Consider the following 25,583-nt stretch of genomic DNA (forward strand, 5'->3'; position numbering starts at 1 on the left):
CCTGAAAACAGAGTGGCGTCACGTGCCACCGCCCGATGGATGCCCCATTGGGGCATCCAAGTTCTGTACTTTAAACCGTACCGCCCAGCGATCCCTCAAGCTCGGCCATTTCCTGACCGCCTGCCATCAGGTCCTGCAACTGCTCTGGCGTGATCTCGCCACGCGTTGCTGTGCCCAGCGTCTTGCCCCGGTTCAAAACGGTGAACCTGTCGCCCACCGCCAACGCGTGACGCACGTTGTGGCTGATGAACACCACGCCGACGCCCTGACTGCGCACCTTGTCGATGGTGGCCAGCACGTTCGAGGTCTGGCGCACACCCAGGGCCGAGGTCGGTTCGTCCAGGATCAGGATCTTGGCACCAAAGTACACGGCGCGGGCAATGGCGACGGTCTGCCGTTCCCCCCCAGACAGGGTGCCAACCGCCTGATCCGGCCCGCGCAGGTTGATGCCCATCTTGCGCATCTCTTCCATGCAGACCTCATTCGCGTGTTCAACATCGAACCGCTTCAGCAGACCCTTACCCTTGGTCGGCTCGCGCCCCATGAAAAAGTTGCGCGTGACGCTCATCAGCGGGATCATCGCAAGGTCCTGGAACACGGTCGCGATACCTGCCTCCATCGCATCCCGAGGGGTGTCGAAATGCAGCGGCTTGCCTTCGAAATAGATCTCGCCCTTGGTGGGTTTATGTACCCCGGACATGGTCTTGATGAAGGTTGATTTACCCGCGCCGTTATCGCCCAGCAGGCAGTGGCATTCACCCGGCTTGACGTCGAAACTGACACCCGCCAATGCGATGATGTTGCCAAAGTGCTTTTCGATATCCTTCATTTCCACGATGGGGGCCTGATCACCCGCCGCATCGCCGTGGTGGAACTTGGTATCTTCGGTCATATCAGCGCTCCCCGGTTACGCGTTTGCGGATCGCGTTGTTGAACAGAACGGCAATCAGCAGCATCGCGCCCAGGAACACCTGGAACCAGTCCTGATCGAAATCCGTATAGGTCAGTCCGATGACAACCATGCCAAAGATGATCGACCCAAAGAACGCCCCGATGGCCGAGCCATATCCGCCCGTCAGCAGGCACCCCCCGATCACGGCGGCGATGATCGCCTCGAATTCTTTCTGAAAACCGCGCCGCGCGTCGGTCGAGCCCGCGTCGATCACCGTAATGATGGCCACCAATGCAGCGCAACAGGCGGTCAGCATGAACAGAGACACCTTGATCTTGCTCACGGGAACACCGGAATTCGATGCCGCAGTGCTGTCACCGCCCGCCGCGAAAATCCAGTTCCCCGCCGGGGTTCGCAGCAACACATAGGTGGCGGCCAATGCCAGCACGATGAACCACAGGATTTCGACCGGAACGCCGGGCACCTTGGGTGCTCCGCTTTTGAAGGTGTCGATCATGCCATTGGCCGCCAGCCAGGCAAACAGGCTGCCAAAGGCTTCGCCCGAAAAGAACGGCGCCAGCCAGTCGTTTTCAACCACGTCACGCACACCGCGCAACTGGGTCGACCCTCCGGTCGCCGCTTTGAGGCCAACAAGGGACAAGCCACGCAGAATGAACAGGAAAGCCAGCGTCACGATAAAGGACGGCAGACCGGATCTTATGACGATATTGCCGTTCACCGCCCCGACGAATGCCGCGAATACAAATGTCATGGGGATCGCAACGATCAGTGGCAACTGCCATGTCACCACACAGACGCCGAAAAACAAGCCCGCGAACGCCACCATTGAACCGATGGACAAATCAAACTCGCCACCGATCATCAAAAGGGCCGCACCGATTGCCAGAATGCCCAGCTGTGCCGCAGGTGTCATGAAGTTCATGACCCCGGCCAGGGTAAACATCGAATCGTCTGCTGTGATGGCAAAGAAGATGACCACCAGAACGACGCCCGCCATCGCACCGAGTTCGGGCCGTTTCATGAGCTTGGTCATGAAAGGTTCTTTCTTGACCCTTTCGTCCCCGGCGATTTGTGCTGAGTCACTCATCGTTTCCTCCCACTTGGGTGGGAACGGCGCCACCGCGCCGCCCCGTTTTGTTCAGGTTGCGGTATGGATCAGCGGATGCCCTGCGCGGACAGCTCGATCACCTGCGCGGCCTTGTCCTGAGTGATCAGGTTCGGACCCGAAGGAACGTTACCACCGGGCATCAGGCCGTATTTGGCGTGCAGGCCCATGAAGTTCACCGACAGGTACCCTTGCAGATACTGCTGCTGGTCGATGGCAAAGGCCGCGTCGCCATCCGCAATCGATTGCAGGAAGTTGGCCGACAGGTCGAAGGACGCAACATTCACGTCACGGCCCGATGCTTTGACAGCGGCAACAGTCGGCTCACCGGCCGAGCTTGCACCCAGCGCCATGACCGTATCGACGGCTTCATTTGCAGCCAGAGCAGCCGAGACCTTCGACTCGATTTCCGACGGATCGTTCGAGGTCGGCAGAACTTCGACATCGCCGCCAAAGCCTTCCGCGAAACCTGCGCAGCGCAGGTCCAGCGCAACGTTGCCCACTTCGTGGTTCACACAGATCGCGGTTTTGCCCCCCATCGAAGCCAGTTGTTCGCCCGCAGCTTTCCCGGCGTCAAACTCGTCCTGACCCACGTGCAGCAACGCACCCAGCTGTTTCGACACATCCGACCCCGAGTTGATCGAGATCACCGGGATGCCTGCGGCAACGGCGCGTTCGATCGACGGGCCAAGCGCATCCGCATCCGGGATCGAAACGATCAGGCCATCGGGCTCCTGGTTCACGGCAGCGTCGATCAGCTGCGACATGGCCACCATGTCGAAAGTTTCCGGAGCGCGGTATTCCACATTCACTCCGACATCCTTGCCAGCCTGTTCAACACCGTTCTTCACGACGTTCCAGAATGCGTCATTGGCCTGGCCATGCGATACGACCACGATGTCCTGCGCAAGAGCGGGCGTCGCCAGGGCCAGTGCCCCTGCGGCAAGTGCACCTTTAACGAATTTCTTCATTTCAGTTTCCTCCCATTGGTTCAGTCTGATCTTCTGTTGGGGTACCGGCCCCAATCATCCGGCTGTGCCGAATCTCAGTGGCTGCGGCTCAGGGCCGAGCTGTCGTTAGTTTGAAGAATTTTGGTCATTTTGCAACCGGTTTCAAAATTTCCTCCATCCGGACGGGCATTCCCGTCTGCGCTGACAGGGTCGCGGCCTCGGCCATCGCCAGCGCCGCCACACCATCCTGCAACGTGACGGGAACGTTGGAACCGCCGCTGACGGCATCAACAAATGCGGCCCATTCCACGCGATAGGCCGGCATGTAGCGTTCCAGAAAGAAATAAGTCGGCTTTGCGCCCACAACGCCATCTGCCGTCGATTTCACGACGGTGTTTTCCAGCATGTTATGCGCCTGCAACAACCCTTCCGAACCCAGCACCTCGACCCGCTGATCATAGCCATAGGCCGCCCGGCGCGAGTTCTTGATGACCGCAATCCGGCCGTCTGCGTAAGTCATTGTGACCACAGCCGTATCCACATCGCCTGCCGCGCCGATCTCCGCATCCACAAGCGACGATCCCACCGCCGTGACGGTCTGAGGCACATCCCCCATCAGAAAGTTCGCCATGTCAAAATCGTGGATCATCATGTCCCGAAACAGTCCACCGGACACTTTTACATAGGCGACCGGTGGCGGGGCCGGGTCAAATGACGTGATCGACAACAGTTCGGCCTTGCCGATTTCACCCGCGTCCAAACCGGCCTTCAAAGCCGCAAAATTAGGATCGAACCGCCGGTTAAACCCAATCATGACAGGTTTGCCGCGCCCCGCTACGGCGCTCAGACAGTCCTGTGCCCTCTGAAGGCTCAGATCGACGGGCTTTTCGCACAGAACGGCTTTGCCAGCGCCCGTGGCCGCCTCAATCAGGTCGGAATGCGTATCCGTCGGTGTTGCAATCAGAACCGCGTCAATCTCGGGATCAGCGATAATTTCTTCTGAACTGCGTGCCTCGGCCCCATATTCATCCGCGAGGCTGTTCGCCGCCTCGGGCAGCGCATCGGATACCGCACACAACCTGCTCCCCGGATGGGAAGATATGGCCTGCGCATGAACGCGCCCAATACGCCCGGCACCCAGCAATCCGACCCTCAACATGCAGCTCTCCCGAATCTTGTTGTTGTGCGTGACAATGATTTTCTTTGCAACCGGTTGCAATATATTTTTTGCATCACCCCCGGATTTGCCAGCGGCTTCTACAGCCTCAACACGAATACCGCGCAAAAACCCGGTCTGATCTCAACAGGATTGCACTGCCTGACACGCATATTTCCGCGCAAATGCCAACCTACGGGAATCCCCCAATATCGCCGCACGGTGAATCACGTTAGATTGTACGTAAGGAACACATACTACCACTCTGTGACCCCCTTAGAGGGGCTGGCATGACCCCCTCGTCCAGCCCCTCATACCACACCAAACAGCCACAAAATCACGACGCGCCGACCAAAGCAGGCGCATGTCCGGTATTGATCTGGTTTGACAATGGCGATCCCTGAAGGACTCGAACCCTCAACCTGCTGATTAGAAGTCAGCTGCTCTATCCAGTTGAGCTAAGGGACCGCTGCGCCCTTCTTGCGGTTTTTACCCGCGGGGTTCAAGAGGCAAGCGCATGAATGCGCTGTTGGGATCGTCAACATACCCAAAGATAGGCCCGCAATAGGAATATCCCAGCGACTCATACAGCTTACGGGCGGCATCATATTCGCGAAGATGGCTCGCCCCGGTCTCAAGAACCAAAGCCTCGCACCCCTCTGCGCCAGCCTGTTCAGCCAGATGCACCATCAGCACGCGCGCCAGCCCGCGCCCTCTTGCCTGCGCCAGAATATGCACTGATTTTACTTCGGCGGTTCCATCGGGCAGCGCTTTCAGCGCACCGCATCCCAATGGCTCCTGTCCGTCAAAAATGGCCCAGAACCGCACCCCCGGCCCAGCCAAGGCTTCAGCGTCCATCGTGTGGTTGCTTTCCGCAGGTCCCGCAGTTTCACCATGGGCAAAATGCGCATCGACAATCGGGCGCAATACGTCCGATGTCGGGTCAGCCTCTCGGATTTCGATCATTCAGTGCGTCCAGGGGCCGCGCCGGTCGGTTGCGAAATTCTCGCCATAGCCCCGCGCACGCAGATTGGGTTTGCGCTTGTGCGGCTCGCTGACCTCAGCATCGATACCGTGGGCCTTGGCATAATCCAGCGCCTCTTCCCTCGTGTCGAACTTCAGGCGCACCTGAGCCTGCGTGTCGCTGGACGACGTCCAGCCCATCAGCGGATCAACCTCGCGCGCCGAGGCCGGGGCGTATTCCAGAACCCATTTGCGGGTCTTGGCCATCCCCGAGGTCATCGCATTTCTTGCGGGCTGGTAGATCCGTGCGCGCATGTCGCCTCTCCGTACTCACTTGGCTGAGCCCGTTTATGCGTCAGAGCGCGCCCGGGGGCAAGATTGCAATTGTCGCGGCCCTCGCCTGCGAACTCATGCCAGAATCTGTCATCAGGCTGGGATAGGGTCGCGCCAAACGTACGCAAGAACATCACGCCATCTCACCCGTCGCACGGCCTCAGACCGCATAGCGGGCAATGAATCCGGATCGGCCCTTGCAGTTGGACAAAATAAGAACAAATGTAAGGGCCTGACGCCCGGAGCCTACCAATGCCTTACGCCCATTCCGACAAGACCCAACTGACCACCGAAGACGTGCGCGCGCGCCTGAAACTGGAAGGCGGCAAGCAATTCGTGATGCATACCGAATTCAATCCGGCGGGCGATCAGCCCACGGCGATCAAGGAACTGGCGGGCGGCGTGCTGGACGGGGAACGCGATCAGGTGCTGCTGGGCGCGACCGGAACGGGCAAGACCTTCACCATGGCCAAGGTGATCGAGGAAACCCAGCGCCCCGCCATCATCCTGGCCCCCAACAAGACGCTGGCGGCGCAGTTATACGGTGAATTCAAGGGCTTCTTCCCCGAAAACTCGGTGGAATATTTCGTGTCCTACTACGACTATTACCAACCCGAAGCCTATGTGCCGCGCTCTGACACCTACATAGAAAAAGAATCCCAGATCAACGAACAGATCGACCGGATGCGCCACTCGGCCACGCGGGCGCTGCTGGAACGCGATGACGTGATCATCGTCGCCTCGGTCAGCTGCATCTACGGTATCGGCTCGGTCGAAACCTACGGGGCGATGACGCAGGATCTGAAGGTCGGTCACGAATACGACCAGCGGCAGGTGATGGCCGATCTGGTGGCCCAGCAATACCGCCGTAACGATCAGGGGTTTCAGCGCGGCTCGTTCCGGGTGCGGGGCGACAGTTTGGAAATCTGGCCCGCCCACCTCGAAGACCGCGCCTGGAAACTGTCCTTCTTCGGCGAGGAACTGGAACAGGTCACCGAATTCGACCCGCTGACCGGCGAAAAAACCGACACGATGGACCATATCCGGGTCTATGCGAACTCCCACTACGTGACGCCGAAACCGACGATGCAGCAGGCGATCATCGGGATCAAAAAAGAACTGCGGATGCGCCTCGACCAGCTGGTCGGCGAAGGCAAACTGCTCGAGGCGCAGCGGCTGGAACAGCGCACCAATTTCGATCTGGAAATGCTCGAGGCCACCGGCGTCTGCAACGGGATCGAGAACTATTCGCGCTATCTGACCGGCCGCGCGCCGGGCGAGCCGCCCCCGACCCTGTTCGAATTCATCCCCGACAACGCCATTGTCTTTGCCGACGAATCCCATGTCAGCGTGCCGCAGATCGGCGGCATGTACCGGGGCGACTACCGGCGCAAGTTCACGCTGGCCGAACACGGGTTCCGCCTGCCGTCCTGCATGGACAACCGGCCCCTGAAGTTCGAGGAATGGGATGCCATGCGCCCGCAATCCGTCTTCGTCTCGGCCACCCCCGCCGCGTGGGAGCTGGACCAGACCGGCGGCGTCTTCACCGAACAGGTGATCCGCCCCACCGGCCTGCTGGACCCGCAGGTCGAAATCCGCCCGGTGTCGATGCAGGTCGACGACCTGCTGGACGAGGTGCGCAAGGTCGCCGCCGATGGCTATCGCACGCTGGTCACGACGCTGACCAAACGCATGGCCGAGGATCTGACCGAATACCTGCACGAACAGGGTATCAAGGTGCGCTACATGCATTCCGATATCGACACGCTGGAACGGATCGAGATTTTGCGCGACCTGCGTCTGGGCGCGTTCGACGTGCTGGTCGGCATCAACCTGCTGCGTGAAGGGCTCGACATTCCCGAATGCGGGCTGGTCGCCATTCTGGATGCTGACAAGGAAGGCTTTTTGCGGTCCGAGACCTCGCTGGTTCAGACCATCGGCCGCGCCGCGCGCAACGCCGAAGGCCGGGTGATCATGTATGCCGACAAGATCACCGGTTCGATGGAACGCGCGCTGGCCGAAACCGACCGCCGCCGCGCCAAGCAGATGGCCTATAACGAGGAACACGGTATCACGCCCGCGACCGTGAAAAAGAATGTCGAGGATGTTCTGGCCGGGCTTTATGAGGGCGACGTGGACATGAACCGCGTCACCGCCACCATCGACAAACCGATGCACGGCGCCAACCTCGAGGCGCACCTGAACGGGCTGCGCGACCAGATGCGCAAAGCCGCCGAGAATCTGGAATTCGAAGAGGCCGCCAATATCCGGGATGAAATCAAGCGCCTGGAAGCGGTCGATCTGGCCATCGCCGACGACCCCATGGCCCGCCAATGGGCGGTCGAGAAAGCCTCGGAGGACGCGGTCAAATCGCGCGGGCGATCAACGGCTGGACGGCCGGGGCAGCGGGGTGGGAATGTGAAGCGGCGGAAGCGGTAGCCTTACACACAACTGACGGTTGCAATTTGCCTCAAAGCAGGAAATCTATCTTCTTAGACAATCGGTTTAGGAAAGTTTTTTGATCACGCTTCTTATTGCAGTTGGACTGCTCGGAACAATTTCACTCCTAGCAATGGTTTGGGTATGGGTAAGTGTGCTCGCAGGATGGCGCGAAGCGTCGCCCGGCAGAAGTATATCAATGCTATGGTTCGTGCTCCTTTTGATGATCATCTGGGGACTTGGAGTAGATTCGAGCTTTAGCGGCTTACGAATGCTGGCGCTAGCTGTATGGCCCGCCTCAATCCTATTTTTACTGGGAGATGCTTTAACCGCGAGACTTTTTGTTTTTTTCTTTGCGGCGTTGATTTTACTGTTTTTGGTGGCCGCAGCCGCTGCGATCATGCCGGGCAAGGCAAAAATACCGACTATTATTGTTGGCGCAATGCTTACAGTGATAGGTCCGGTCGCGTTGCAAAACCTGCAAGTGCAATGGCAAATGAAAAGATACGCGAAAGCATCCGAGTTACGCATCATAGAACGTTCGTCTTTGTTCAAGTCCATTCGAGATCGCTCCGACGGTTACCAGTCCCCACATGGCGTCGCGTGTAACAGCGAGAATTGGCCGTTTCTTTGGAGTTATCGGCACAGAGACTGGATCGCACTGCCGTCCAACACCCGTTACGGCGGTGATACTAAGGAAAGAGTTATGAGCGTTTGCCTGAGTAGGTAAGTCACATCCCACACTCCACCCTTGCAGCCCAGCGCGCACTCCTCCACGTTTGAATTCACAAATTGTGTTTCCAAGCGGTTGCCATGACGAACCCGAACACCCTGGCCAGACCACATGAGGTCCAAATCGCTGTTCTCTCCAAATAAAAGAAAGGGCGGGTCTATCCCCGCCCTAACCGCTACCCCTTATCCCAATGGGCAATCACGTCGTACCCAACCGGCGTCGGTGGGCCTTCCATGAATTCGGCGAAATGGCCCCACAGCTCGGCCACTTTGGGTGCGTTTGCGTTCGAGGTCGCCTCGCTTTCGACCACCGAGATCACATAGCCCGAACCATCCTCGTTCATCACGTTGGTAAAGCTGTGCATGCCGGGCATACCCATGATGTCGGATTTCAATTCATTCATCTTCGCCGTCGCCGCCTCGCGCGTACCGGGCTTCATTTTGTATTGGGTAATTCGTGCAAACATCACTTTCCTCCGTCGTCTGGCAAAATTGCCATGTAACACGGCCGGAACGGCCCCGCCGCGCGTACTCTAGCACGGCAGTCCGAAATCTCGCATTGATACCGGCGATTTGCGCCGATTTTCAACCATACACCGCACTGCATCCGGGTGGCTGTCCCTTCAGGGTTGCAGCCTCGCCCCCAGTGCGGTTGTTTTTGCACCGATGGATGCTTGATCCCAATCAATGTCGAAACGCGAATGCGTCGGCAAAGTGGGTCCCATGCAAACACAGAACCCAACCGGAATTGACGCCTACAAACCAGCCCAGATCGCCGAGCTGGTTGAAACAGCTGGCGTTGCCAAGGCACATCTCACGGTCGGTCAGACGCTGACTCTGGCGATACTCGCGGGTGTGTTCATCGGTTTCGGCGGGGCCGCCTTCACCATGGTCATGACCGGCGTTGACCCGGGGTTTGGACCGGCCCGGTTTCTGGGTGGCGTCGTGTTCTCGCTGGGCTTGATCCTTGTGGTCGTCGGCGGGGCCGAGCTGTTCACCGGAAACGCCCTGATGACCATCGCGGCGGTGGATCGGAAAATCTCGCCGCGCGCCCTGCTGCGCAACTGGGGCCTCGTGTACCTTGGGAATTTGGTCGGGGCCATCGCGCTGGCTTTGGCCTTCGCTGCAACCGGCTTGCTGGACGGGCCCATGGGGGCCACCGCATCAGCAATCGCAAATGGCAAGGCCGACCTCTCGGCCACCCAGGCGTTTGCCCGCGGCGTTCTGTGCAACGCGTTGGTCTGCCTTGCCGTCTGGCTGAGCTTCGCGGCCAGAACAGCGGCGGGCAAGATCATGGCGGTACTCTGGCCCATAGCGGCGTTTGTCCTCTTGGGGCTCGAACATTCGGTCGCCAACATGTACCTGCTGCCGCAGGGCGCGCTTGCCGGTGCCGATTTCGGTTTGGGCGCGGCCATGGGCAACCTGTTCTGGGTCACGATCGGCAATATTGTCGGCGGCGCAGGCGGCGTCGCGCTTGCCTATCGCTTTGCCTATCTGCGCAATACGCCCGGCTGAGCACGCGGTTTATCAGGTTTTGGGCAAGGAGATCCCCACACTCCACCCTTGCACCCCGCCCCACCCTCCTCCACGTTTGAAATCACAAATTGTGATTCCAAACGGCTGCCATGACGAACCCGAAAAACCTGCCCAGCGCGCATGAGGTGCAAAGCGCCATTCACAGGGTGCGCGGCACCCGTGTGGTGCTGGCCGAGGATCTGGCGCAGTTCTACGGAAAATCCGTCAGCGCCTTCAATCAGGCCGTCTCGCGAAACACCGACCTGTTCGAAGGCTACCGCTTTCAGCTGACCGATGCCGAGGTCGCTGATTTGCAATCACAGAATGTGATCTCAAAACCCAAAGGCCGCGGCGGGCGGCGGGTCAATCCGTGGGTCTATACCGATTACGGCGTGGCCATCGCCTCGGCTCTGTTCAAGGATCCGCGCGCGATCAAGATCACGCGGATGATCACCGAAGCCTTTGTCGATGGCGCGAACGCCCTGGCCGAGACCCCGCGCAACCTGCCGGAAATCCTGCCCCCCGAACAGACCCCCGCCCCGCTGCTGCCCAATGGTGACCAACTGCGCGATCTGGCCGAAAACATCCTCGATTCCGGCCAGCAGAGCCTTGTCGATTACATCGCCAACCCAACCACCAAGCGCCAACAGGCCGTGGCGGTGATCATGAAGACGCTGGCCGAAACCGCCGGGGAAGAGGTCCGCACCCAACAGGAACGCCTGCGCCTGCGCATCGCCGAACGGCTGGCCACCGGCGATTATGCCAGTGACGACGACCGCAAAGGGTTGCTGGAACTGCTACAGGCGATGAAAGGTTAGCCCTTTCCCGCCCCTAGAATTCAGGGGCGCACGAACTTGGCGCTTCCCACTGACCGTTCGCGCGGCTTCGGCTGGTCCTGTGCCTGCACGGTGGTCGCGCGTGGCAGCTCCAGCTCGGCATACCCGCAGGCCACCCCGTCACCATCCGGGTCGTTGCGCTCATGATAGCCCGGCTGCCCTGCGCGGAATGGCCCGATCCCCATGGCCTGTGTCGCATCACATCCCGCCAGCGCGATCAGGTGGATCACCGCCTCGTCCCGCTCATAGCCCGAGGTGCGCAGAAAGACGCCCGTGGCAATCAGCGCGGTCGTCAGCGGCAGCAGCAGAACCATGATCAGTATCCGCAGCGGGGACAGCGCCTGCCGCCGCGCCGCCTCGGCGCGCTGATGTCGTCTGGCCGAGCGCGGGTTCAGATCAGGTGCTTCCTGCGTTGGTTTCTTGAACAACATGCCCCGACCCATAAGGGCAATATGTGGCAAAGCCGAGGCAACACAGTTCCACCGGGTTCAAAAAATCTGGCCCGGCCCGAAACCACCGCCCGCACAGGCACAATTTTGCTTACTGCCAGTGATGCCCGGCCGTCACCGTACCACATGCACCGCACAAGGGGCGTGGCGCACAATATGGGACGCAGTGGACCCCAACAGCAGATCCTGCATCCCCGGCCGGTGCGAGGCCACGATGATCAGGTCCGGGTGATGCGCCTCGGCCCAGTCCAGAATGGTCCGGCCGGAATGCCCTTCGACCACCACGCCCGTGGCATTCGGCAATTGCGACGCCAGCGTATCCAGCTCTGACTGAATCGCCTTTCGGGCCTCGGACAGATATTCCGCCGGCATGTATGAGATTGCATAATTCGGAATATGCTCAACCACATGCAGCAATGTGACCTGCGCGTCCGGCGTGGCCAGAACCCGGGCCAGTTTCAACGGCCCGGACGTATCTCTTTCAGCATCGAAAGAGATCGGAACGAGAATGTTGTGATACATAGCATGCGCCTCCGTTTTGCAGACTTACTTTGAAACAGACATGCACCGCAGGCTTTGATTCAGGTCAGGTAGAGCCAAATGTCTCTGCAACGTCATACATGACCGGCTCAAAGCTCTTGCACAGCTCGTTGATCTTGCGGTTGCGGTCGCGCATCTCGGGGGTCCGCAGCATGGCCAGGAAATCCTCGCGGCGTTGCCATTGCGAATAGTTGGCGATCCGGGTTTGCGCATCATTCACATGAAGCCCGGCAGAAACAAAGCCGGGCTGCTTTGAGATGAACTCGGAATAGGCGTCGGTCAGCGCTTCCAAAAGGTCCTGACAGGTGCCGGGCGTCATTTCAAACGTGGTGATAACTGTCTGAACACTGGCGTTTTTGGCGATTTTCGGCATCGGGATTCTCCATTTCTTTACCCAAGCCTAGCACATCAGATTGAAACGTCGCCTATTTCCTTTCCGATGCGCCAATCAGCGCTTTTCTGCGCCCGTTTGTCAGGCGGCTGGCCACCCCGGAATGGGCGGCCAGCCGCTGTTTCAACGCTCCATTCGCATCGTGACCGAGACTTCGCCTTTCAGGTGATCCGGCCAGCGCAGAATAAGGCTGTCGCCACTGACCCCTTGTTCGGTCAGAACATGAGGGGCCGAATAGACAAGGTTGTTGAACACCCCGGTCAGCGACCCGATGACAGTGACCCCGTCGCAGCCACGCGCCTTGCCGCCAAATGGCAATTCTCCGTTTGCCGAAACCGCCCAGATATTCGCAACCGAGTTCTGCTGGCTGCGGACGCGCAGCGGGTTCGAGGATCTCTTGCCAATCCCGTGATAGGTATTGTTCTCGTATGTCACGTTCGAATGCCTGTTATTGTCCAGATCGGCAAAAGACGTATCGACCCGTTCCGCCCGCTCAATCGAACCGCTGGTGGCGCGGAACTTGTTGCCGGTCACCGTCACGCCATTCAGGTAATGGCCAGCGCCATAGGGGCGGATGATGATATAACTGAACCAGGCCGGTGCATCGCTTGAGAAAAAGATATTGTCCGTGATGCTCATCGAACTGAACGAGAAACCACTGGTATAATTCGGCGCCGCATCGCGTTCGTTGGTCCATTCGATAAAGCAGTTGTCGACATAGTTCTCGGCAATGGTCGAGGTGTTGTAGGTGCCGATCATGATCAGCCCCGCGGTACGGACCCCTTGCGGGATGCCGTCGCCCTGGAAGAAATGGTTGCCCAGAACCAAATTGGTGCCACCGCCCAGAACGGCAAAATGCTTGAACCGCACCGCCTGATTGTGACGCAGCTTCACATCGTTCGAGTTGGTGTTCAGCCCGATGGAATTCCGGTCCGTCACGTCAAGCGCTTCTTCTGAGGACAAGAACTGGCAATTGTCGATCAGCAGCCCCTTGCACCCCGTCGCGGTCGAGGTCAGGCCCCGATCCTTCGGGCGACTGATAAAACAGTCTTTCAACGAAAACGTACTGCCCGAGGCCGCCAGACGAATACCGCTGCACCGGCTGTTGCACTGAAACTCGATCTGTTCCATGCCGAATTTCCGCAACGTATCGAAACCGCTGAAATCCAGCAGGTATTTGAACGACTGAAAGGTAAAGGTCTGGGTACCGGCGGCGTCATAGATGGGTGCACTCAGGGTTATCTCACCGGCACCTATGTTTTTCGAGCGCACGTAAACCTCACGCCCGACACCACTGCCTTCAACCAGCGATCCCACGGGAATATTGGCCACATTGGCGACATTGGTCAGGCGTGTCTTGTCCGACGGGTCATAGGTAGCGACAGAGGTGAAGGTTTCGGTGTCCCAGGCGGTACCGCTTTTGACATCGAACTGCCCGTTGCGGATCACGCGGCGCGTGGAAAAGCCGCTTTGCTTGTTGGGAACCGCAGCGGCCATGTCGATCGGCGCGGAAACGGAAATCTTGCGTCCGCCCAGATCCAGCGAGTCATGATCCGAATTGTTCAGCAGAGCCTGAAACGCCTTCTTGAAGGCCAGCTCCTCATCTCCGAACGCCTCGATATATGCGGGCAGATGGAAATCCTTGGTCAGCAACAGCATCTTGTCATCCGGCATGGTGACGGTGCCTTCGAATTCAATCTCCGCATCGATGCTGGTGTTTTCCGCAAGGTGATAGATGCCTTGCGGAACAAAGACCCGGCGGCCACCGGCCGCCTGATCCGCCGCCTCAAACGCAACCGAGTCATCCGTCACACCGTCACCAACGGCACCAAAGTCGCGCACATCGACCAGGCTGATCATCTCGCGCAGAAAGAACCCGGTGACATCGGTGATCTCAAGATCATCGACACGCACCAGCGCGCCGTTGGCCCCTTCGATATCCAGGCCGAAATGCCCGTAAAGGGCAGCCAGCCCCCAGGGCATGTCCACGCCCGGGCGCTGGCCAGTGCCGACAATCGCGGTGATCTCGTGAACGGTGCCATAGCCCGACAGCTGGGTGGCCGGCCCCTGTTCCACAACACCGGCCACATGCACATCACCCGCGCCACCGGCCCAGGCTGCAATGCGCACCGACGGCAACGGGCCGCTGATCGCCTTGACCCGGGCTTTGATCTGCAAATAGCAACCGGGCAGGATCGGCGTCTGCCCCATGTAACGCAATTGCTGGGTTGTGTTGACCTTCAGGATCTCAAGACAACCGGCAAAATCCGCATCCGCCGGAACAAATACGCCCGTGCCGGACCCGCCATATGTGGGCGATCCGGGTGTTCCGTCCCCCGCAGACCAAACCGTCAGACCATTCGCGAATTGTGGCGGCATGAACACGATGCCGTCGGTGATTGCCTTGTTCATTGAAAACCCTTTCCCAATCGCGTCGCGCAAATCCGGCGACGCGTCCAAACCCCGTGTTCAGGTCCGCCCCGAACGCGACAGTCTGGATATCGAAAAGGAATTAACCACGGTTCATCTCACCGTGACGGTGGTGTTGCCTCAGGCCGCAGGGTCAGCGGCACCCAACAGTTGCACCCCGTTGATCTTCCAGCCTTCCGTCAGCGGGATCATCTGATAGTCCAGAAGATGCACCCGCCCGTTACCGTCCGTAATCATCACCTTCTGCCACAGCGCGCCATCGACCTCGCGCAGTTCCAGAAAACGCACATCGGCGGGGCGCCAGACCATGGGATAGCCATTGCGCACCATCGCGCCGAAATTGTCGGGGTTTCGGAACAGACTCTGGATGCTGGGGCTGGCAAAGGTGAAGGCGGTCGCAAAGTCATCCGCCCGGAAGGCCTGTATCTGTGCCGCGATATTGGCCTCGATCTCGGCACTCTGCGCAAATGCGCCCGACGCCAGCCCGGCGCTCAGGGATAATGCAAGCAGTAGTCGACGCATGGGGCCACCTCCTGTTCCAAGGATAGCCCCATGCCGGTTCAGGTCAAATCAGACCAGCTCTCCGGCCAGTGCCTTGTCGATCAGCGCGATGGTCTCGGGCACGCCGTAAAGCGCGATAAAGCCCCCGAAACGCGGCCCTTGCGAGGCCCCCAGCAGCACCTCATAAAGCGCCGAGAACCACCCTTTCATCGGATCAAACCGCTCGCGTCCGATGGCATAGACCACCGATTGCAACGCCTCATCCTCGGTCGGGCCATCATATGCCTCAAGCGCCGCCTTCAGCGCTTCCAGCGCCTCGCGCTCCTGATCCGTCGGCGCGCGATGCTTGCGCGTCGGCTTGACGAAATCGTTGAAGTACCGCACGGCGAAACCGGCCGCCTTGTCCAGATCGGGGTGGCTCTCTGCCGTTGCCTCGGGCGCATAGCGGCGGATAAAGCCCCACAGCGCCTCCTTGTCTTCGGCACCGGAAACCGATGCCAAATTCAGCAGCATTGCAAAGGGTACGATCAGGGTCGATTCCGGCACGTCGCCGCCGTGGATATGCCAGACCGGGTTGTTCAACTGCGCCTTCAGGTCCTGCCCCGGATAGGCGCGCAGCTGCTGATGATACTCATCATAGGCTTTCGGGATCACGTCGAAATGCATCCGCTTGGCCGTCTTGGGCTTTTGGTACATGAAGTAAGCCAGCGACTCGGTCGGCGCATAGGTCAGCCATTCGTCAATCGAGACACCATTGCCCGACGATTTCGAAATTTTCTGTCCGTTCTCGTCCAGAAACAGCTCATAGCTGAAATGCTCGGGCGCGCGGCCACCCAAGGCCCGGCAGATCCCGTCATATATCTTTTCGTTGGTCGCGTGTTCCTTGCCGTACATCTCGAAATCAACGCCCAGTGCCGCCCAGCGCGCCCCGAAATCCGGCTTCCATTGCAGCTTCACGTTGCCGCCGGTGACGGGAACGGTCCATTCCTTGCCGTCTTCATCATCGAAGGTGACGGTATAGGTCTCGGCGCAGACCTTTTTCATCGGCACATACAGAACCCGCCCGGTTTCCGGGTGGATCGGCAGGAAGATCGAATAGGTCTGCTGGCGTTCTTCCCGTAGGCTTTTCAACATGATGGCCATCACGTCGTCATAGCGTTCAACCGCACGCTTCAGGATCTCGTCGAACTGGCCCGAGCGATAAAAGTCTCGCGCCGAATAGAACTCGTATTCGAACCCGAAGGTATCAAGGAACCGGCGCAACATCGCGTTGTTGTGTTCGCCAAAGCTGTCAAATTCGCCAAACGGATCAGGAACCGAGGTCAGCGGGCGCTGCAAATGCTCTTCCAGCGCCTCGGGGTTCGGCACGTTGCTGGGAACCTTGCGCATCCCGTCCAGATCGTCCGAAAAACAGATCAGCTTGGTCGGGATATCCGACAGCGCTTCAAAGGCGCGCTTGACCATCGTGGTCCGCGCCACCTCGCCGAACGTGCCGATATGCGGCAGGCCCGACGGGCCGTATCCGGTTTCAAACAGCACATACCCCTTTTCCGGAGCACCTTTCTGATAGCGTTTGAGCAACCGGCGCGCCTCTTCAAAGGGCCAGGCCTTGGACGACATCGCGGTTTCGCGCAGTTCAGACATTTCAATGTGCTCCATTGGGGAAACGGTCGCGGCTGCACCACGCAACCCGACCGGCCCCTCCTATTGTGCCAGTGCAGCATGAGTCAATGACAGGCAACACTTTTCGCGATCCTGCGGCACCAGATCACTGGCGCCACCCCGCAAGGACTGTCAGTTTTCCCAATAGGCACACGACCCTTCTTCCTCCACGTCCAGGCGCGAAAGCAACTCATGTACAGAATGAAACCCGGTGTTAAGAAAGACCCCGAGCGCAGGTGGGCGCTTCCGGACCGTATATTCTTCGGCAATGGCGCCTGCCACATACTCGCTGGCGTCTATCTGAAGATGTCGCCCCTGCCCGGTTTTTATGCAGAAAGAATTGTCCCTGCCGAAGGGTTTGCCGGAAGCCACATCTACGTCACCAATGGCTTGCTCGCGTTCGATTGCCACGGGTATACGATCCGGAACCGGCTTGTCAGGTATTACACGAACAATTGGGCCGGCGAATATGATGAAGGGTGGAATTGCTGGCTGGAACTGGTGAATTTCGACCTTCTGAGTACCGCAGATCTGAATGCACGCAAGTTTCTTGGCCCCGACCAGTACAGATATGACCCGGTTGAGCGGGCACAGAACTATCTCGCACGGATTGACCACAAAAATGCTTCAGAGAAAACCATGCTCCGGCACCTCCGGGTTATGCCCGACCGGGGTTAAACAGAATTCCTAACCCCCAGAACCTGCTTTTCCGCCTCAAATCACGAGCTAGGTGTTGAACCTCACCGCCCCCCCTCATATCGTGCGCGATCAGAAACACCCAAGCAGGATGCCCCGAATGACCGAGCAAGTTCCCCACCCGATGTCCCCACAGGATTGCCTTGTGGCGATCATGGTTGCGATCTCGGCCTCCGACGAAACCATCCGAACCGCCGAGTTGGTCAAGATCGAGGTCGCCGTGAACATGTTGCCGGTCTTCGCCGGGTACGACATCGACCGGATGCGCCACGTGTCGCAGGTCGTGTTTGACCTGTTCGAACAGGAAGACGGGCTGGATGCGCTGTTTGGCCTGATCCGGGACAACCTGCCCGAACGCCTGAACGAAACGGCCTATGCTCTGGCCTGTGACGTCGCCGCCGCTGACGGAACGCTGGCCGAATCCGAACTGCGCCTGCTGGAAGAAATCCGGTACGAGCTGAACATCGACCGCCTGCACGCGGCCGCGATCGAGCGCGGGGCTAGGGCGCGCCACACCGTCTGACGCCCGCTTCAGGCCAGTTTCAGGTTTCAGCTTCCGTAAAGTGATCCCCAGCGCTCCAGCAAGGCGCGCTGCAATTTCCGCGATCTGCTGTTCCAGCTGCGTGCGCCGTCCGGGCGCTCACGCTGCGCGCGTGGGATCGTGGCGCGATGATCCACGTCAGCGGTGAATATCGCGAATGCCAGATCAACCCCGTCCGCAGTTGTCAGGAAACCACCCAACCCGGATACAAAGTTCAATGTTCCGGTCTTGGCATCAACCTTGATCGGGTGGTTCTTGACGGGCCGCCCGTCCCGGTCGGTCAGTGCAAAAGGTTTCATCAGGGGTCGCAACATCCCCGATTTCTGTGTTGCAACAAGGGCCGCAACCAAATCCGCCGGTACCATGCGCGAGGCATCGCTCAGTCCCGAATGATCGACCATGGCGATCCCGGTCACGCCAAAACGACTGGCGGCCCACCGGTTCATCTCGGCTGCCGATTCCGCCAGGGTGTGCGGGTCAACACCGCGCGCCCTGGTCGCGGCCAGCCCGACCATCTCGGCCGTCAGGTTGGTCGAGTATTTCAGCATCCCGCGCAGGATATGATCCAATCTGTCGCTGCGATGCACAACAAGATCGACACCCTGCACGCTTTGGCGTGTCACCTGAACACGCTTCAAAACGATTCCGTTCGACCGCGCCAAGGTGCGAAACACATCGCCCGCGTATAAAGCGGGCTTGCGCACCGGCAACCAGCGGGCCCCGCCATTGCCCAACGCGCCCTTGGCCACGGTCCAGCGATCCTGCCGCGCGCTTGCCTGATAGGTATAGATCGGCAGGCTGCGATCCTCGACCCGCATGGCCGAGACATCCACCGCAGGCACATAACGCTCGCTGCGGGCATCCATGGTTATGTCATAGCCATTGCCTGCACGTTTCCATTCAAAATGGACACGATTGAAGTTCAGGGAAATGCCGCTGACAGCCGGGCTATAACCCACATGATCCGGCTGTTCGGGATCGATGCTGAACACATAAGGCAACGCCCCGTCATAAACCTTGAACGCGCCGCGCACTTCGATAATCCCGGCCTCGCGCAAATTGGCCGCCATCGCGGCCAGCGCATCCGTATCCAGCAGCGGGTCGCCGCCCCCAACCAGAATCAAATCGCCGTGCAGAACGCCCTTCTCGATCCGGCCATCCGCCACCAGCCGAGTCTCGAACCGGTGTTCCGGCCCCAGAACATCCAGCGCATAAAGCGCGGTCATTGCCTTTCCAACGCTGGCCGGGGGCAGACTTGCGCCCTCACCAAACACTTCCAGTTGCGCCCCGGTCGCCACATCCGCAACCGCAAACACAACTTCGCCTTTCAGGCCTGCTGCGGCCACCAATCGCTCGGCACCGCTTAATATGACCCCACGCGCCTGCGGTCTCAGCGATACAAGCGGCGCCTGCGCAAGGCCCGCTGCCGGGATCAGGGACGCCCCCAATCCCCCCAGAAACAAACGACGTGAAAAACGACCAGCCATAGCCGAATTAAAATCCCACAGATCAAAAGCACACAACCACTGTGTTAGATTATGCGCCCGTTGGGGCTATTCCGGCAACACTTCTGCGCCCCATTCGCCGCGCGTCCGGAGTTCGGTCGAACTTACATCGATCATCGGCACGTTCACGAAACACCACGCCGGGGCCAGTGCCTGCCCCAAAAGGTGCCGCGCCTGCCCGTCGATCCGGTACTTCGCATAGACCCGCGCCGCAGGTGACATCCGGGCCGAGATCCGCTCGCCCGGCCGCGCCACCACGCCCACCGGCACAGTGTCCATGATCAGCCGCCAGTCTTTCCAGCGATGAAACTGCGCCAGATTATCCGCGCCCATCAGCCAGACAAACCGTACCTGCGGGTAAAGCCGCCTGAGCGCTGTCAGAGTGTCCGCAGTCGCCCGCGTGCCGACCAGCGCCTCGATATCCGTCACATCCACCTTCGGATGCTGCATCACCTGCCGCGCCGCCGCCATCCGCCGCGCAATCGGCGCAGGCCCCCGCTCTTTCAACGGATTGCCCGGTGACACCAGCCACCACACCCGATCCAGCCCAAAGGCCTTCATCGCCTCACGCGTTACATGCACATGGCCCCGATGCGGCGGATCGAATGACCCGCCGAACAGCCCAACGACCTGCCCGGGCCGCGCGTATGGGATGTCATACCGCTCCATAACCTGCTGATGTTCAGAACCGGGCCGCGTTGTCAATCAATCGGTTGCACGGCGTCGCCCAGCGCAACCCGCCCCGGCCTGACAACTTCGGCACACCATCCCCCATGCCCCCGCACGGCAGAATAGCCGCCCTTGCCCAGCGCCTCTTCCATCCGGCTGCACGGTGCACAGATCACGGTAAAGCGCAAAACGGCCTCGCCCACCTGCACCTCACGCCCCTTGAGCGCGGCAAGGTTGATCCCCGAAACCACCAGATTGCGCCGCAGGATTTCGGGCGCAACCGGCCCCCGCCCCAGATAGGACCCAATCGCCGCCAAATGCTCCTGCTGGATCAGAGAAACCGCCCGCTTGCCCGCACGGCCCCGGTCGCCGTCGAGCCCATCAGCCGAGACCACCGCCTCCCTCACAACCTCCACCCCAACCCGCCGCTCGGGCCGGACGCCAATCCACTCTACCCGTCCAGGCTTCGCCCAGCCTGATATCAGTTCCGCTAGTGCCACCACTTCATGCCCCTCATACAGCCCGGCAAACCTAGCCCATGCAGATACGGGACGAAATTCACAAAACCACCAGCTTGCCCCGCCCGCCCCGCTCGGATATCCAGCGTTCCAACCCAATTTCCCGACCCAGAGGACGCGACATGGCCGCCTATCAATATGTCTACCACATGCAGGGTGTCTCCAAGACCTATCCCGGTGGCAAGAAGTGCTTTGAAAACATCCACCTCAGCTTTTTGCCCGGCGTGAAAATCGGTGTTGTCGGCGTCAACGGCGCCGGTAAATCGACGCTGATGAAGATCATGGCCGGCCTCGACACCGACTTCACTGGCGAGGCTTGGGCGGCTGAGGGCGCCAAGGTCGGTTACCTGCCGCAGGAACCGCAGCTGGATGAATCGCTCACCGTCCGTGAAAACGTGATGCTGGGCGTCGCGGCGAAAAAGGCCAAAGTTGACCGCTTCAACGAGATCGCCATGGAGATCGCCGAGAATTACTCGGACGAGCTGATGGAGGAAATGACCACCCTGCAGGACGCGATCGACGCGGAAAACCTCTGGGACCTCGACAGCCAGATCGACGTCAGCATGGAGGCGCTGCGCTGCCCGCCGGACGATGCCAATATCGCCAACCTTTCAGGCGGTGAGAAACGCCGCGTGGCGCTCTGCAAGCTGCTGCTCGAAGCGCCCGACATGCTGCTCCTGGACGAACCGACCAACCACCTGGACGCCGAAACCATCGCCTGGCTGCAACAGCACCTGATCGACTACAAGGGCACCATCCTGATCGTCACCCACGACCGCTATTTTCTGGATGACATCACCGGCTGGATCCTCGAACTCGACCGCGGCCGCGGCATTCCGTACGAGGGCAACTACTCGGCCTGGCTGGAACAAAAGGCCAAACGGCTGGAGCAGGAAGCCCGCGAGGACAAGTCCAAGCAGAAGACCCTGCAGCGCGAATTGGAATGGATGCGTCAGGGCCAGAAGGCCCGTCAGGCCAAATCCAAGGCCCGGATCAACGCCTATAACGAGCTGGCCGAACAGTCCGAACGCGAAAAGCTGACCCGTGCCCAGATCGTCATCCCCAACGGCCAGCGCCTTGGTGGCAAGGTGATCGAGGTCGAGGGCCTGTCGAAACACATGGGCGACAAGCAACTGATCGAAGGGCTGGATTTCGCCCTGCCCCCCGGCGGCATCGTCGGCGTCATCGGCCCCAACGGCGCGGGTAAATCGACGCTGTTCAAGATGCTCACCGGTCAGGAACAGCCCGACAGCGGCACCATCACGCTGGGCGACACGGTCGAGCTGTCTTATGTCGACCAGTCCCGCGACGACCTGAAAGACAACGACACCGTGTGGGAGGCGATCACCGGCGGCGCCGAGATCATCCAACTGGGCGACGCGCAGGTCAATTCCCGCGCCTATTGCTCGTCCTTCAACTTCAAGGGCGGCGACCAGCAGAAAAAGGTCTCGTTGCTATCTGGCGGTGAGCGCAACCGCGTCCACATGGCCCGCCTGCTGAAAGAGGGCGGCAACGTCCTGCTGCTTGACGAACCCACCAACGACCTCGACGTCGAAACCCTGCGCGCACTGGAAGACGCGCTGGTCGATTTCGCCGGCTGCGCCGTCGTCATCTCACACGACCGCTTCTTCCTCGACCGGATTTGTACGCATATTCTGGCGTTCGAGGGCGATGCCCATGTGGAGTGGTTCGAGGGCAACTTCGAGGATTACGAAGAGGATAAGAAGCGGCGGTTGGGACCAGACGCGCTGGAGCCCAAGCGGCTGAAGCATAAGAAGTTTGCGCGGTAGGGTTTTCAAGGAGGGCAAATCAAGAAGGTATGCCCTCTACTTCCTTACTGTAGCAACTGCTGTTACAGCAACTCCCAATGGTATTAGTAAAAAACATGTCCCCATCGCCCAAGGTGTGTAGGGCAATGGTACATTTTTCGATAGAATTGACAGACCAATTCCCAAACTTGCGCAAATAAAGCCCTTAAATTGAGGTTTGGTACCGGCCTCGATAGCTTTGTTTTGCAGATTGTCTAAAAACTTATTTCCGCTCATTTACAGGCGTAACCCAATTCGCGAATGCAGCAGCCGACAGAGCAAACAATACAGCTGCCGCAACAGGCAACCAATTGCTGTCTGAAAAGCTGCTTCCAATAATAGCGGCAACAGAAAACACTGCAAAAAATGCCGCAATATAGAAGCTAGCGTGAGACACTTCACTGACCGTTTTCGGCGCCGCATCGACTGCGTTTTTTGGGTGCACAAAATTTGGAAAGTTTGGCAATTCGTACTTGTCGAAGGTGACGACGCTGTTCGCCACTGCAGAATCGAAATAGACCCGGCTCACTTCACGCACAGGCGCAGTGAAACGTTTCTCTGAAACAACTTTGTTTTTGCGTGGGCTCTGCGTGAAAGAAACGCTGTCCGATCGCACAGAGTGATAGCTAAGACTTGCAACTGTCATCCTTCCTCTCTTCCTTTAAACATTTCATCCCACTCATTGAGCCTTTCGGTCAGCCAATCACGTATACCTTCTGCGTTTCGTCTATCAAGGTGCAGCGTGCAAGATACTGTTCGCACAACTCCATCCTTCGACACACGCTCGTTAACCAACTCCGCACCTAGCCTTCCGTCTTCGGAAATTTCATTAACGACCAACTGAGGGAGGGCGTTCCTCTCGCTGTAGATAGACACCGAAAGCTTTTCCCCCGATGCAGAGATACTTCCCATAGCGCCATCCACCATAACCTCTTTATGGTCGTTGGCTTTGATATAGTGAAAGTTCAGTTTTTTCAAAACAGTACTCTTGCCTCTCCAAGGTCAGCAGCGTTGCACGAGTGACCCATCATTGTCTGGTACATAGCTTAACAATTTGCAAACTTTTATGGTGAGTTCCACCAAAATATTTTGTGAGTAACGTATTAAAGTTCGTTCGCACCTATCCGGTTACCTTACAAAACAAGGCAATCCTAGGGTGGGTGCTCGCACCCCTCACACCAACTGGTAGGCCGGGCTTCAGCCCGGCACCACTCGAAACACCCACACCTTTACCAACATCCGCCGATGAATGGCCTCAAAACCCTTCAATCGCTCTGAGGGGAATGGTGAATGCCGGGCTGAAGCCCGGCCTACGGGGGGGTGTTCTTTGTATCACGGTTCTCCGAACGCGCCGTCCGTCACACCGCCGCTCCATTCCGGATCAACCCGGCCTGCGCGGATATCACGATGGATCGACGAATATGGCCAATCGGGCGGGCGGGCCACCAACCCGTGCTTGACCGGGTTCCCCCAACAATACGCCATGTGATTGCGGTAATCCCGTTCGTCGCAAATGGTATGCTCCCAAAACCGAGGCTGCCAAACCGCCCCTTCGCGTTTGTTGACCCGTAGGCCGGGCTTCAGCCCGGCATATCTGCCGGATGTCACAACGGGCAAAACTGTCGGTACCGGTGCCGAGCTGAAGCCCGGCCTACGGTTTGCCTTGTTCACGCCCATGGTGAACCGAGCTTTGATCGCACCCCACCGCGTGGAATAATCCGCATCGCCCGGCGGCAAGGTCCACACCGCGTGCAGATGATCCGGCAACACCACAAACGCATCACACCAAAACGGACGCTCCCGCTGCGCTTCGGCAAAAGCCGCGCGCAGATGTGCGACCTCGCGGATCAACAGGTCCGATGACCGGTCGGCCAACGACACCGTAAAGAAATATCTGGCACCGGGAATGCGGACGCGGCGATAATCACTCATGCGCGCAAGGTGGCGCAGGTATGACTACCAAGTGGTTAACACACACGCCTTTGCAGGCCACTGCCGCAGGTCGGGTGGTCCGCCAACCTTCGGTGTCCCATATCACAGCATTCAAGGATGATTGCAGGTGCAGCGCTTATCCGAACCGGTTGCCACGCAGCCGCCCGACGCCGAACAGCCCTGTCAGCGCCCCAACCAGCAGCAGCCAACTGGCCGGAAGCGGCACGGCCGAGACGTTCACGTCCACCGGCGTTTCTTCGGACCCTGGCTCATTGCACCACAGCTCGCAGAATTCGGGCCCGGAGTCCTCCTCGACCTCCGTCCGTTCAGCCAAAACCTCCAGCCAATGCTTCGGCCTTCCACGTTCAGCCAAACGAGGACGTCTTTCCTTACGGCGCGGGTTCTCCTTCGCAAAGACAGGTGTCTTCAACTCGTGTTCAACTTCGAACATGTTGTCGAATTTGAACCCGCCTTCACGCGCGCCCGGCATCGAACCCTCTGTCCCAAACGGAACAGTCAGGGCCTGCGCGGCTCCGGCCCAGCACAACAAGGTTATCGTACAGACAACTTTCATATCCGCCCCCCACGGCTGCCTGAAAGTATAGCACCGGATCGCAGATTTTCCAAACATAGTGATTGATGAATAATAACCGTCAGTTGTGAGAAGACCCCCCGCTCAACCGGCCAGAATGACACTGGTCCTGACCACGTGCCTGGAACCAGAAAGTGTCACTCTCCCGCGCAGGCATGGCACGTGGTGACCGCTCCGCATGGCCGACCGGAAAAGTGTGGGTCCGGGTTTTTCACTACCGTCGCGTATCAACAGACAGGGTGATCAGAGCACCCGGGATGCCATCAAACGGTGTCAAATCCGTCAGCGGATTCTTGTACAAATAGGGCTTTCTGCCCTCTGGCCCCTGTACAATCCGTGCAAACCACTCTTGCCACAGGCTTGCCTCAATGCCATATGCAAGGTGCTAACGTTTTTCTATTTCGACC

Annotated in this window: 27 protein-coding genes and 1 tRNA gene; 7 read left to right on the forward strand and 21 right to left on the reverse strand. The window is 59.1% G+C overall.

The annotated features are described in order from the left end of the window. Positions 1-70 precede the first annotated feature (70 nt). From ACR0J7_RS05975 to ACR0J7_RS06005, 7 genes are all read right to left on the reverse strand, one after another. Entirely contained in the window at positions 71-892 is an 822-nt protein-coding gene (locus ACR0J7_RS05975; RefSeq protein ID WP_209507866.1) for an ATP-binding cassette domain-containing protein, read from the reverse strand. 1 nt (position 893) lies between these two features. Beyond that, positions 894-2,000, reverse strand: a complete 1,107-nt coding sequence (locus ACR0J7_RS05980; RefSeq protein ID WP_480506793.1) for an ABC transporter permease — start codon at positions 1,998-2,000, stop codon at positions 894-896. Between the two features lie 68 nt (positions 2,001-2,068). Continuing rightward, positions 2,069-2,989 (reverse strand): sugar ABC transporter substrate-binding protein, encoded by a 921-nt coding sequence (locus ACR0J7_RS05985; RefSeq protein WP_480625471.1) that lies wholly within the window; start codon positions 2,987-2,989, stop codon positions 2,069-2,071. A gap of 124 nt (positions 2,990-3,113) precedes the next feature. Further along, positions 3,114-4,127 carry an inositol 2-dehydrogenase gene (gene iolG / locus ACR0J7_RS05990; RefSeq protein WP_480913571.1) on the reverse strand — a complete coding sequence of 338 codons (1,014 nt, stop codon included), beginning with the start codon at positions 4,125-4,127 and terminating at the stop codon, positions 3,114-3,116. Positions 4,128-4,515: 388 nt separating this feature from the next. After that, positions 4,516-4,592, reverse strand: a tRNA-Arg gene (locus ACR0J7_RS05995). A gap of 21 nt (positions 4,593-4,613) precedes the next feature. Continuing rightward, entirely contained in the window at positions 4,614-5,090 is a 477-nt protein-coding gene (locus tag ACR0J7_RS06000) for a GNAT family N-acetyltransferase (protein WP_480899323.1), read from the reverse strand. Further along, positions 5,091-5,402 carry an ETC complex I subunit gene (locus ACR0J7_RS06005; protein ID WP_267366439.1) on the reverse strand — a complete coding sequence of 104 codons (312 nt, stop codon included), beginning with the start codon at positions 5,400-5,402 and terminating at the stop codon, positions 5,091-5,093. 270 nt (positions 5,403-5,672) lie between these two features. On the opposite strand from ACR0J7_RS06005, the gene uvrB reads away from it, so the two are divergent. Both uvrB and ACR0J7_RS06015 read left to right on the forward strand, forming a co-directional pair. Continuing rightward, positions 5,673-7,859 carry an excinuclease ABC subunit UvrB gene (gene uvrB / locus ACR0J7_RS06010; protein WP_209598575.1) on the forward strand — a complete coding sequence of 729 codons (2,187 nt, stop codon included), beginning with the start codon at positions 5,673-5,675 and terminating at the stop codon, positions 7,857-7,859. 79 nt (positions 7,860-7,938) lie between these two features. Continuing rightward, complete coding sequence (locus tag ACR0J7_RS06015) at positions 7,939-8,589, forward strand: hypothetical protein (protein WP_480506789.1); 651 nt, start codon at positions 7,939-7,941, stop codon at positions 8,587-8,589. Positions 8,590-8,767: 178 nt separating this feature from the next. Here the strand turns inward: ACR0J7_RS06015 and ACR0J7_RS06020 are convergent, their stop codons facing one another. Then, positions 8,768-9,058: an antibiotic biosynthesis monooxygenase family protein gene (locus tag ACR0J7_RS06020; protein WP_209507883.1), complete on the reverse strand. Its 291-nt coding sequence runs from the start codon at positions 9,056-9,058 to the stop codon at positions 8,768-8,770. Positions 9,059-9,314: 256 nt separating this feature from the next. Between ACR0J7_RS06020 and ACR0J7_RS06025 the strand changes: the two genes are divergently transcribed. Together ACR0J7_RS06025 and ACR0J7_RS06030 are read left to right on the forward strand one after the other, a co-directional pair. Next, a complete protein-coding gene (locus ACR0J7_RS06025) occupies positions 9,315-10,106 on the forward strand; it encodes a formate/nitrite transporter family protein (protein ID WP_480913574.1) in 792 nt (263 codons plus the stop codon). 110 nt (positions 10,107-10,216) lie between these two features. Beyond that, positions 10,217-10,924 (forward strand): ORF6N domain-containing protein, encoded by a 708-nt coding sequence (locus ACR0J7_RS06030; protein ID WP_480913575.1) that lies wholly within the window; start codon positions 10,217-10,219, stop codon positions 10,922-10,924. Positions 10,925-10,944: 20 nt separating this feature from the next. Here the strand turns inward: ACR0J7_RS06030 and ACR0J7_RS06035 are convergent, their stop codons facing one another. The 6 genes from ACR0J7_RS06035 to ACR0J7_RS06060 all read right to left on the reverse strand — a co-directional run bounded on the left by ACR0J7_RS06035 (position 10,945) and on the right by ACR0J7_RS06060 (position 16,897). Beyond that, positions 10,945-11,373: an excalibur calcium-binding domain-containing protein gene (locus ACR0J7_RS06035; RefSeq protein ID WP_480913576.1), complete on the reverse strand. Its 429-nt coding sequence runs from the start codon at positions 11,371-11,373 to the stop codon at positions 10,945-10,947. Between the two features lie 132 nt (positions 11,374-11,505). After that, positions 11,506-11,913, reverse strand: coding sequence for a universal stress protein (locus ACR0J7_RS06040; protein ID WP_209507891.1), 408 nt, complete (start codon positions 11,911-11,913; stop codon positions 11,506-11,508). A 64-nt stretch (positions 11,914-11,977) separates the two neighbouring features. Continuing rightward, positions 11,978-12,304 (reverse strand): antibiotic biosynthesis monooxygenase family protein, encoded by a 327-nt coding sequence (locus tag ACR0J7_RS06045; RefSeq protein WP_209507893.1) that lies wholly within the window; start codon positions 12,302-12,304, stop codon positions 11,978-11,980. Positions 12,305-12,445: 141 nt separating this feature from the next. Next, entirely contained in the window at positions 12,446-14,734 is a 2,289-nt protein-coding gene (locus ACR0J7_RS06050) for a glycosyl hydrolase family 28-related protein (protein ID WP_480897925.1), read from the reverse strand. A gap of 138 nt (positions 14,735-14,872) precedes the next feature. After that, positions 14,873-15,274: a DUF4864 domain-containing protein gene (locus tag ACR0J7_RS06055; RefSeq protein WP_480913578.1), complete on the reverse strand. Its 402-nt coding sequence runs from the start codon at positions 15,272-15,274 to the stop codon at positions 14,873-14,875. Positions 15,275-15,322: 48 nt separating this feature from the next. Next, positions 15,323-16,897 carry a lysine--tRNA ligase gene (locus tag ACR0J7_RS06060; RefSeq protein ID WP_480475248.1) on the reverse strand — a complete coding sequence of 525 codons (1,575 nt, stop codon included), beginning with the start codon at positions 16,895-16,897 and terminating at the stop codon, positions 15,323-15,325. Between the two features lie 219 nt (positions 16,898-17,116). On the opposite strand from ACR0J7_RS06060, the gene ACR0J7_RS06065 reads away from it, so the two are divergent. Together ACR0J7_RS06065 and ACR0J7_RS06070 are read left to right on the forward strand one after the other, a co-directional pair. After that, the gene (locus tag ACR0J7_RS06065; RefSeq protein ID WP_480492798.1) at positions 17,117-17,593 is read left to right on the forward strand and encodes a hypothetical protein; all 477 of its coding nucleotides are present in this window, start codon (positions 17,117-17,119) and stop codon (positions 17,591-17,593) included. 118 nt (positions 17,594-17,711) lie between these two features. Continuing rightward, positions 17,712-18,134, forward strand: a complete 423-nt coding sequence (locus tag ACR0J7_RS06070) for a tellurite resistance TerB family protein (protein ID WP_209507905.1) — start codon at positions 17,712-17,714, stop codon at positions 18,132-18,134. Between the two features lie 26 nt (positions 18,135-18,160). On the opposite strand, the gene dacB is transcribed toward ACR0J7_RS06070, so the two are convergent. From dacB to ACR0J7_RS06085, 3 genes are all read right to left on the reverse strand, one after another. Beyond that, positions 18,161-19,639 (reverse strand): D-alanyl-D-alanine carboxypeptidase/D-alanyl-D-alanine endopeptidase, encoded by a 1,479-nt coding sequence (dacB, locus tag ACR0J7_RS06075; protein ID WP_480913579.1) that lies wholly within the window; start codon positions 19,637-19,639, stop codon positions 18,161-18,163. A gap of 66 nt (positions 19,640-19,705) precedes the next feature. Beyond that, positions 19,706-20,326, reverse strand: coding sequence for a nicotinate-nucleotide adenylyltransferase (locus ACR0J7_RS06080; protein WP_480773290.1), 621 nt, complete (start codon positions 20,324-20,326; stop codon positions 19,706-19,708). A gap of 32 nt (positions 20,327-20,358) precedes the next feature. Continuing rightward, on the reverse strand, positions 20,359-20,829 hold the full coding sequence (locus tag ACR0J7_RS06085; protein WP_480913581.1) for an MOSC domain-containing protein: 471 nt from the start codon (positions 20,827-20,829) through the stop codon (positions 20,359-20,361). A gap of 137 nt (positions 20,830-20,966) precedes the next feature. Here ACR0J7_RS06085 and ettA point away from each other — a divergent pair, with 137 nt between their 5' ends. After that, the gene (ettA, locus tag ACR0J7_RS06090; RefSeq protein WP_010442471.1) at positions 20,967-22,634 is read left to right on the forward strand and encodes an energy-dependent translational throttle protein EttA; all 1,668 of its coding nucleotides are present in this window, start codon (positions 20,967-20,969) and stop codon (positions 22,632-22,634) included. Positions 22,635-22,875: 241 nt separating this feature from the next. Here ettA and ACR0J7_RS06095 read toward each other — a convergent pair whose 3' ends face one another. The 4 genes from ACR0J7_RS06095 to ACR0J7_RS06110 form a co-directional block, all read right to left on the reverse strand. After that, the gene (locus ACR0J7_RS06095) at positions 22,876-23,298 is read right to left on the reverse strand and encodes a hypothetical protein (RefSeq protein ID WP_480913583.1); all 423 of its coding nucleotides are present in this window, start codon (positions 23,296-23,298) and stop codon (positions 22,876-22,878) included. Then, a complete protein-coding gene (locus ACR0J7_RS06100) occupies positions 23,295-23,630 on the reverse strand; it encodes a hypothetical protein (protein WP_480913585.1) in 336 nt (111 codons plus the stop codon). Before ACR0J7_RS06100 ends, ACR0J7_RS06095 begins: the two co-directional genes overlap by 4 nt. 354 nt (positions 23,631-23,984) lie before the next feature. Continuing rightward, positions 23,985-24,584 carry an REP-associated tyrosine transposase gene (locus tag ACR0J7_RS06105; protein WP_480913587.1) on the reverse strand — a complete coding sequence of 200 codons (600 nt, stop codon included), beginning with the start codon at positions 24,582-24,584 and terminating at the stop codon, positions 23,985-23,987. A gap of 136 nt (positions 24,585-24,720) precedes the next feature. Beyond that, positions 24,721-25,158: a hypothetical protein gene (locus tag ACR0J7_RS06110; protein ID WP_480913589.1), complete on the reverse strand. Its 438-nt coding sequence runs from the start codon at positions 25,156-25,158 to the stop codon at positions 24,721-24,723. Between the last annotated feature and the right edge of the window lie 425 nt (positions 25,159-25,583).

The organism is Ruegeria sp. O4 (assembly GCF_056535125.1).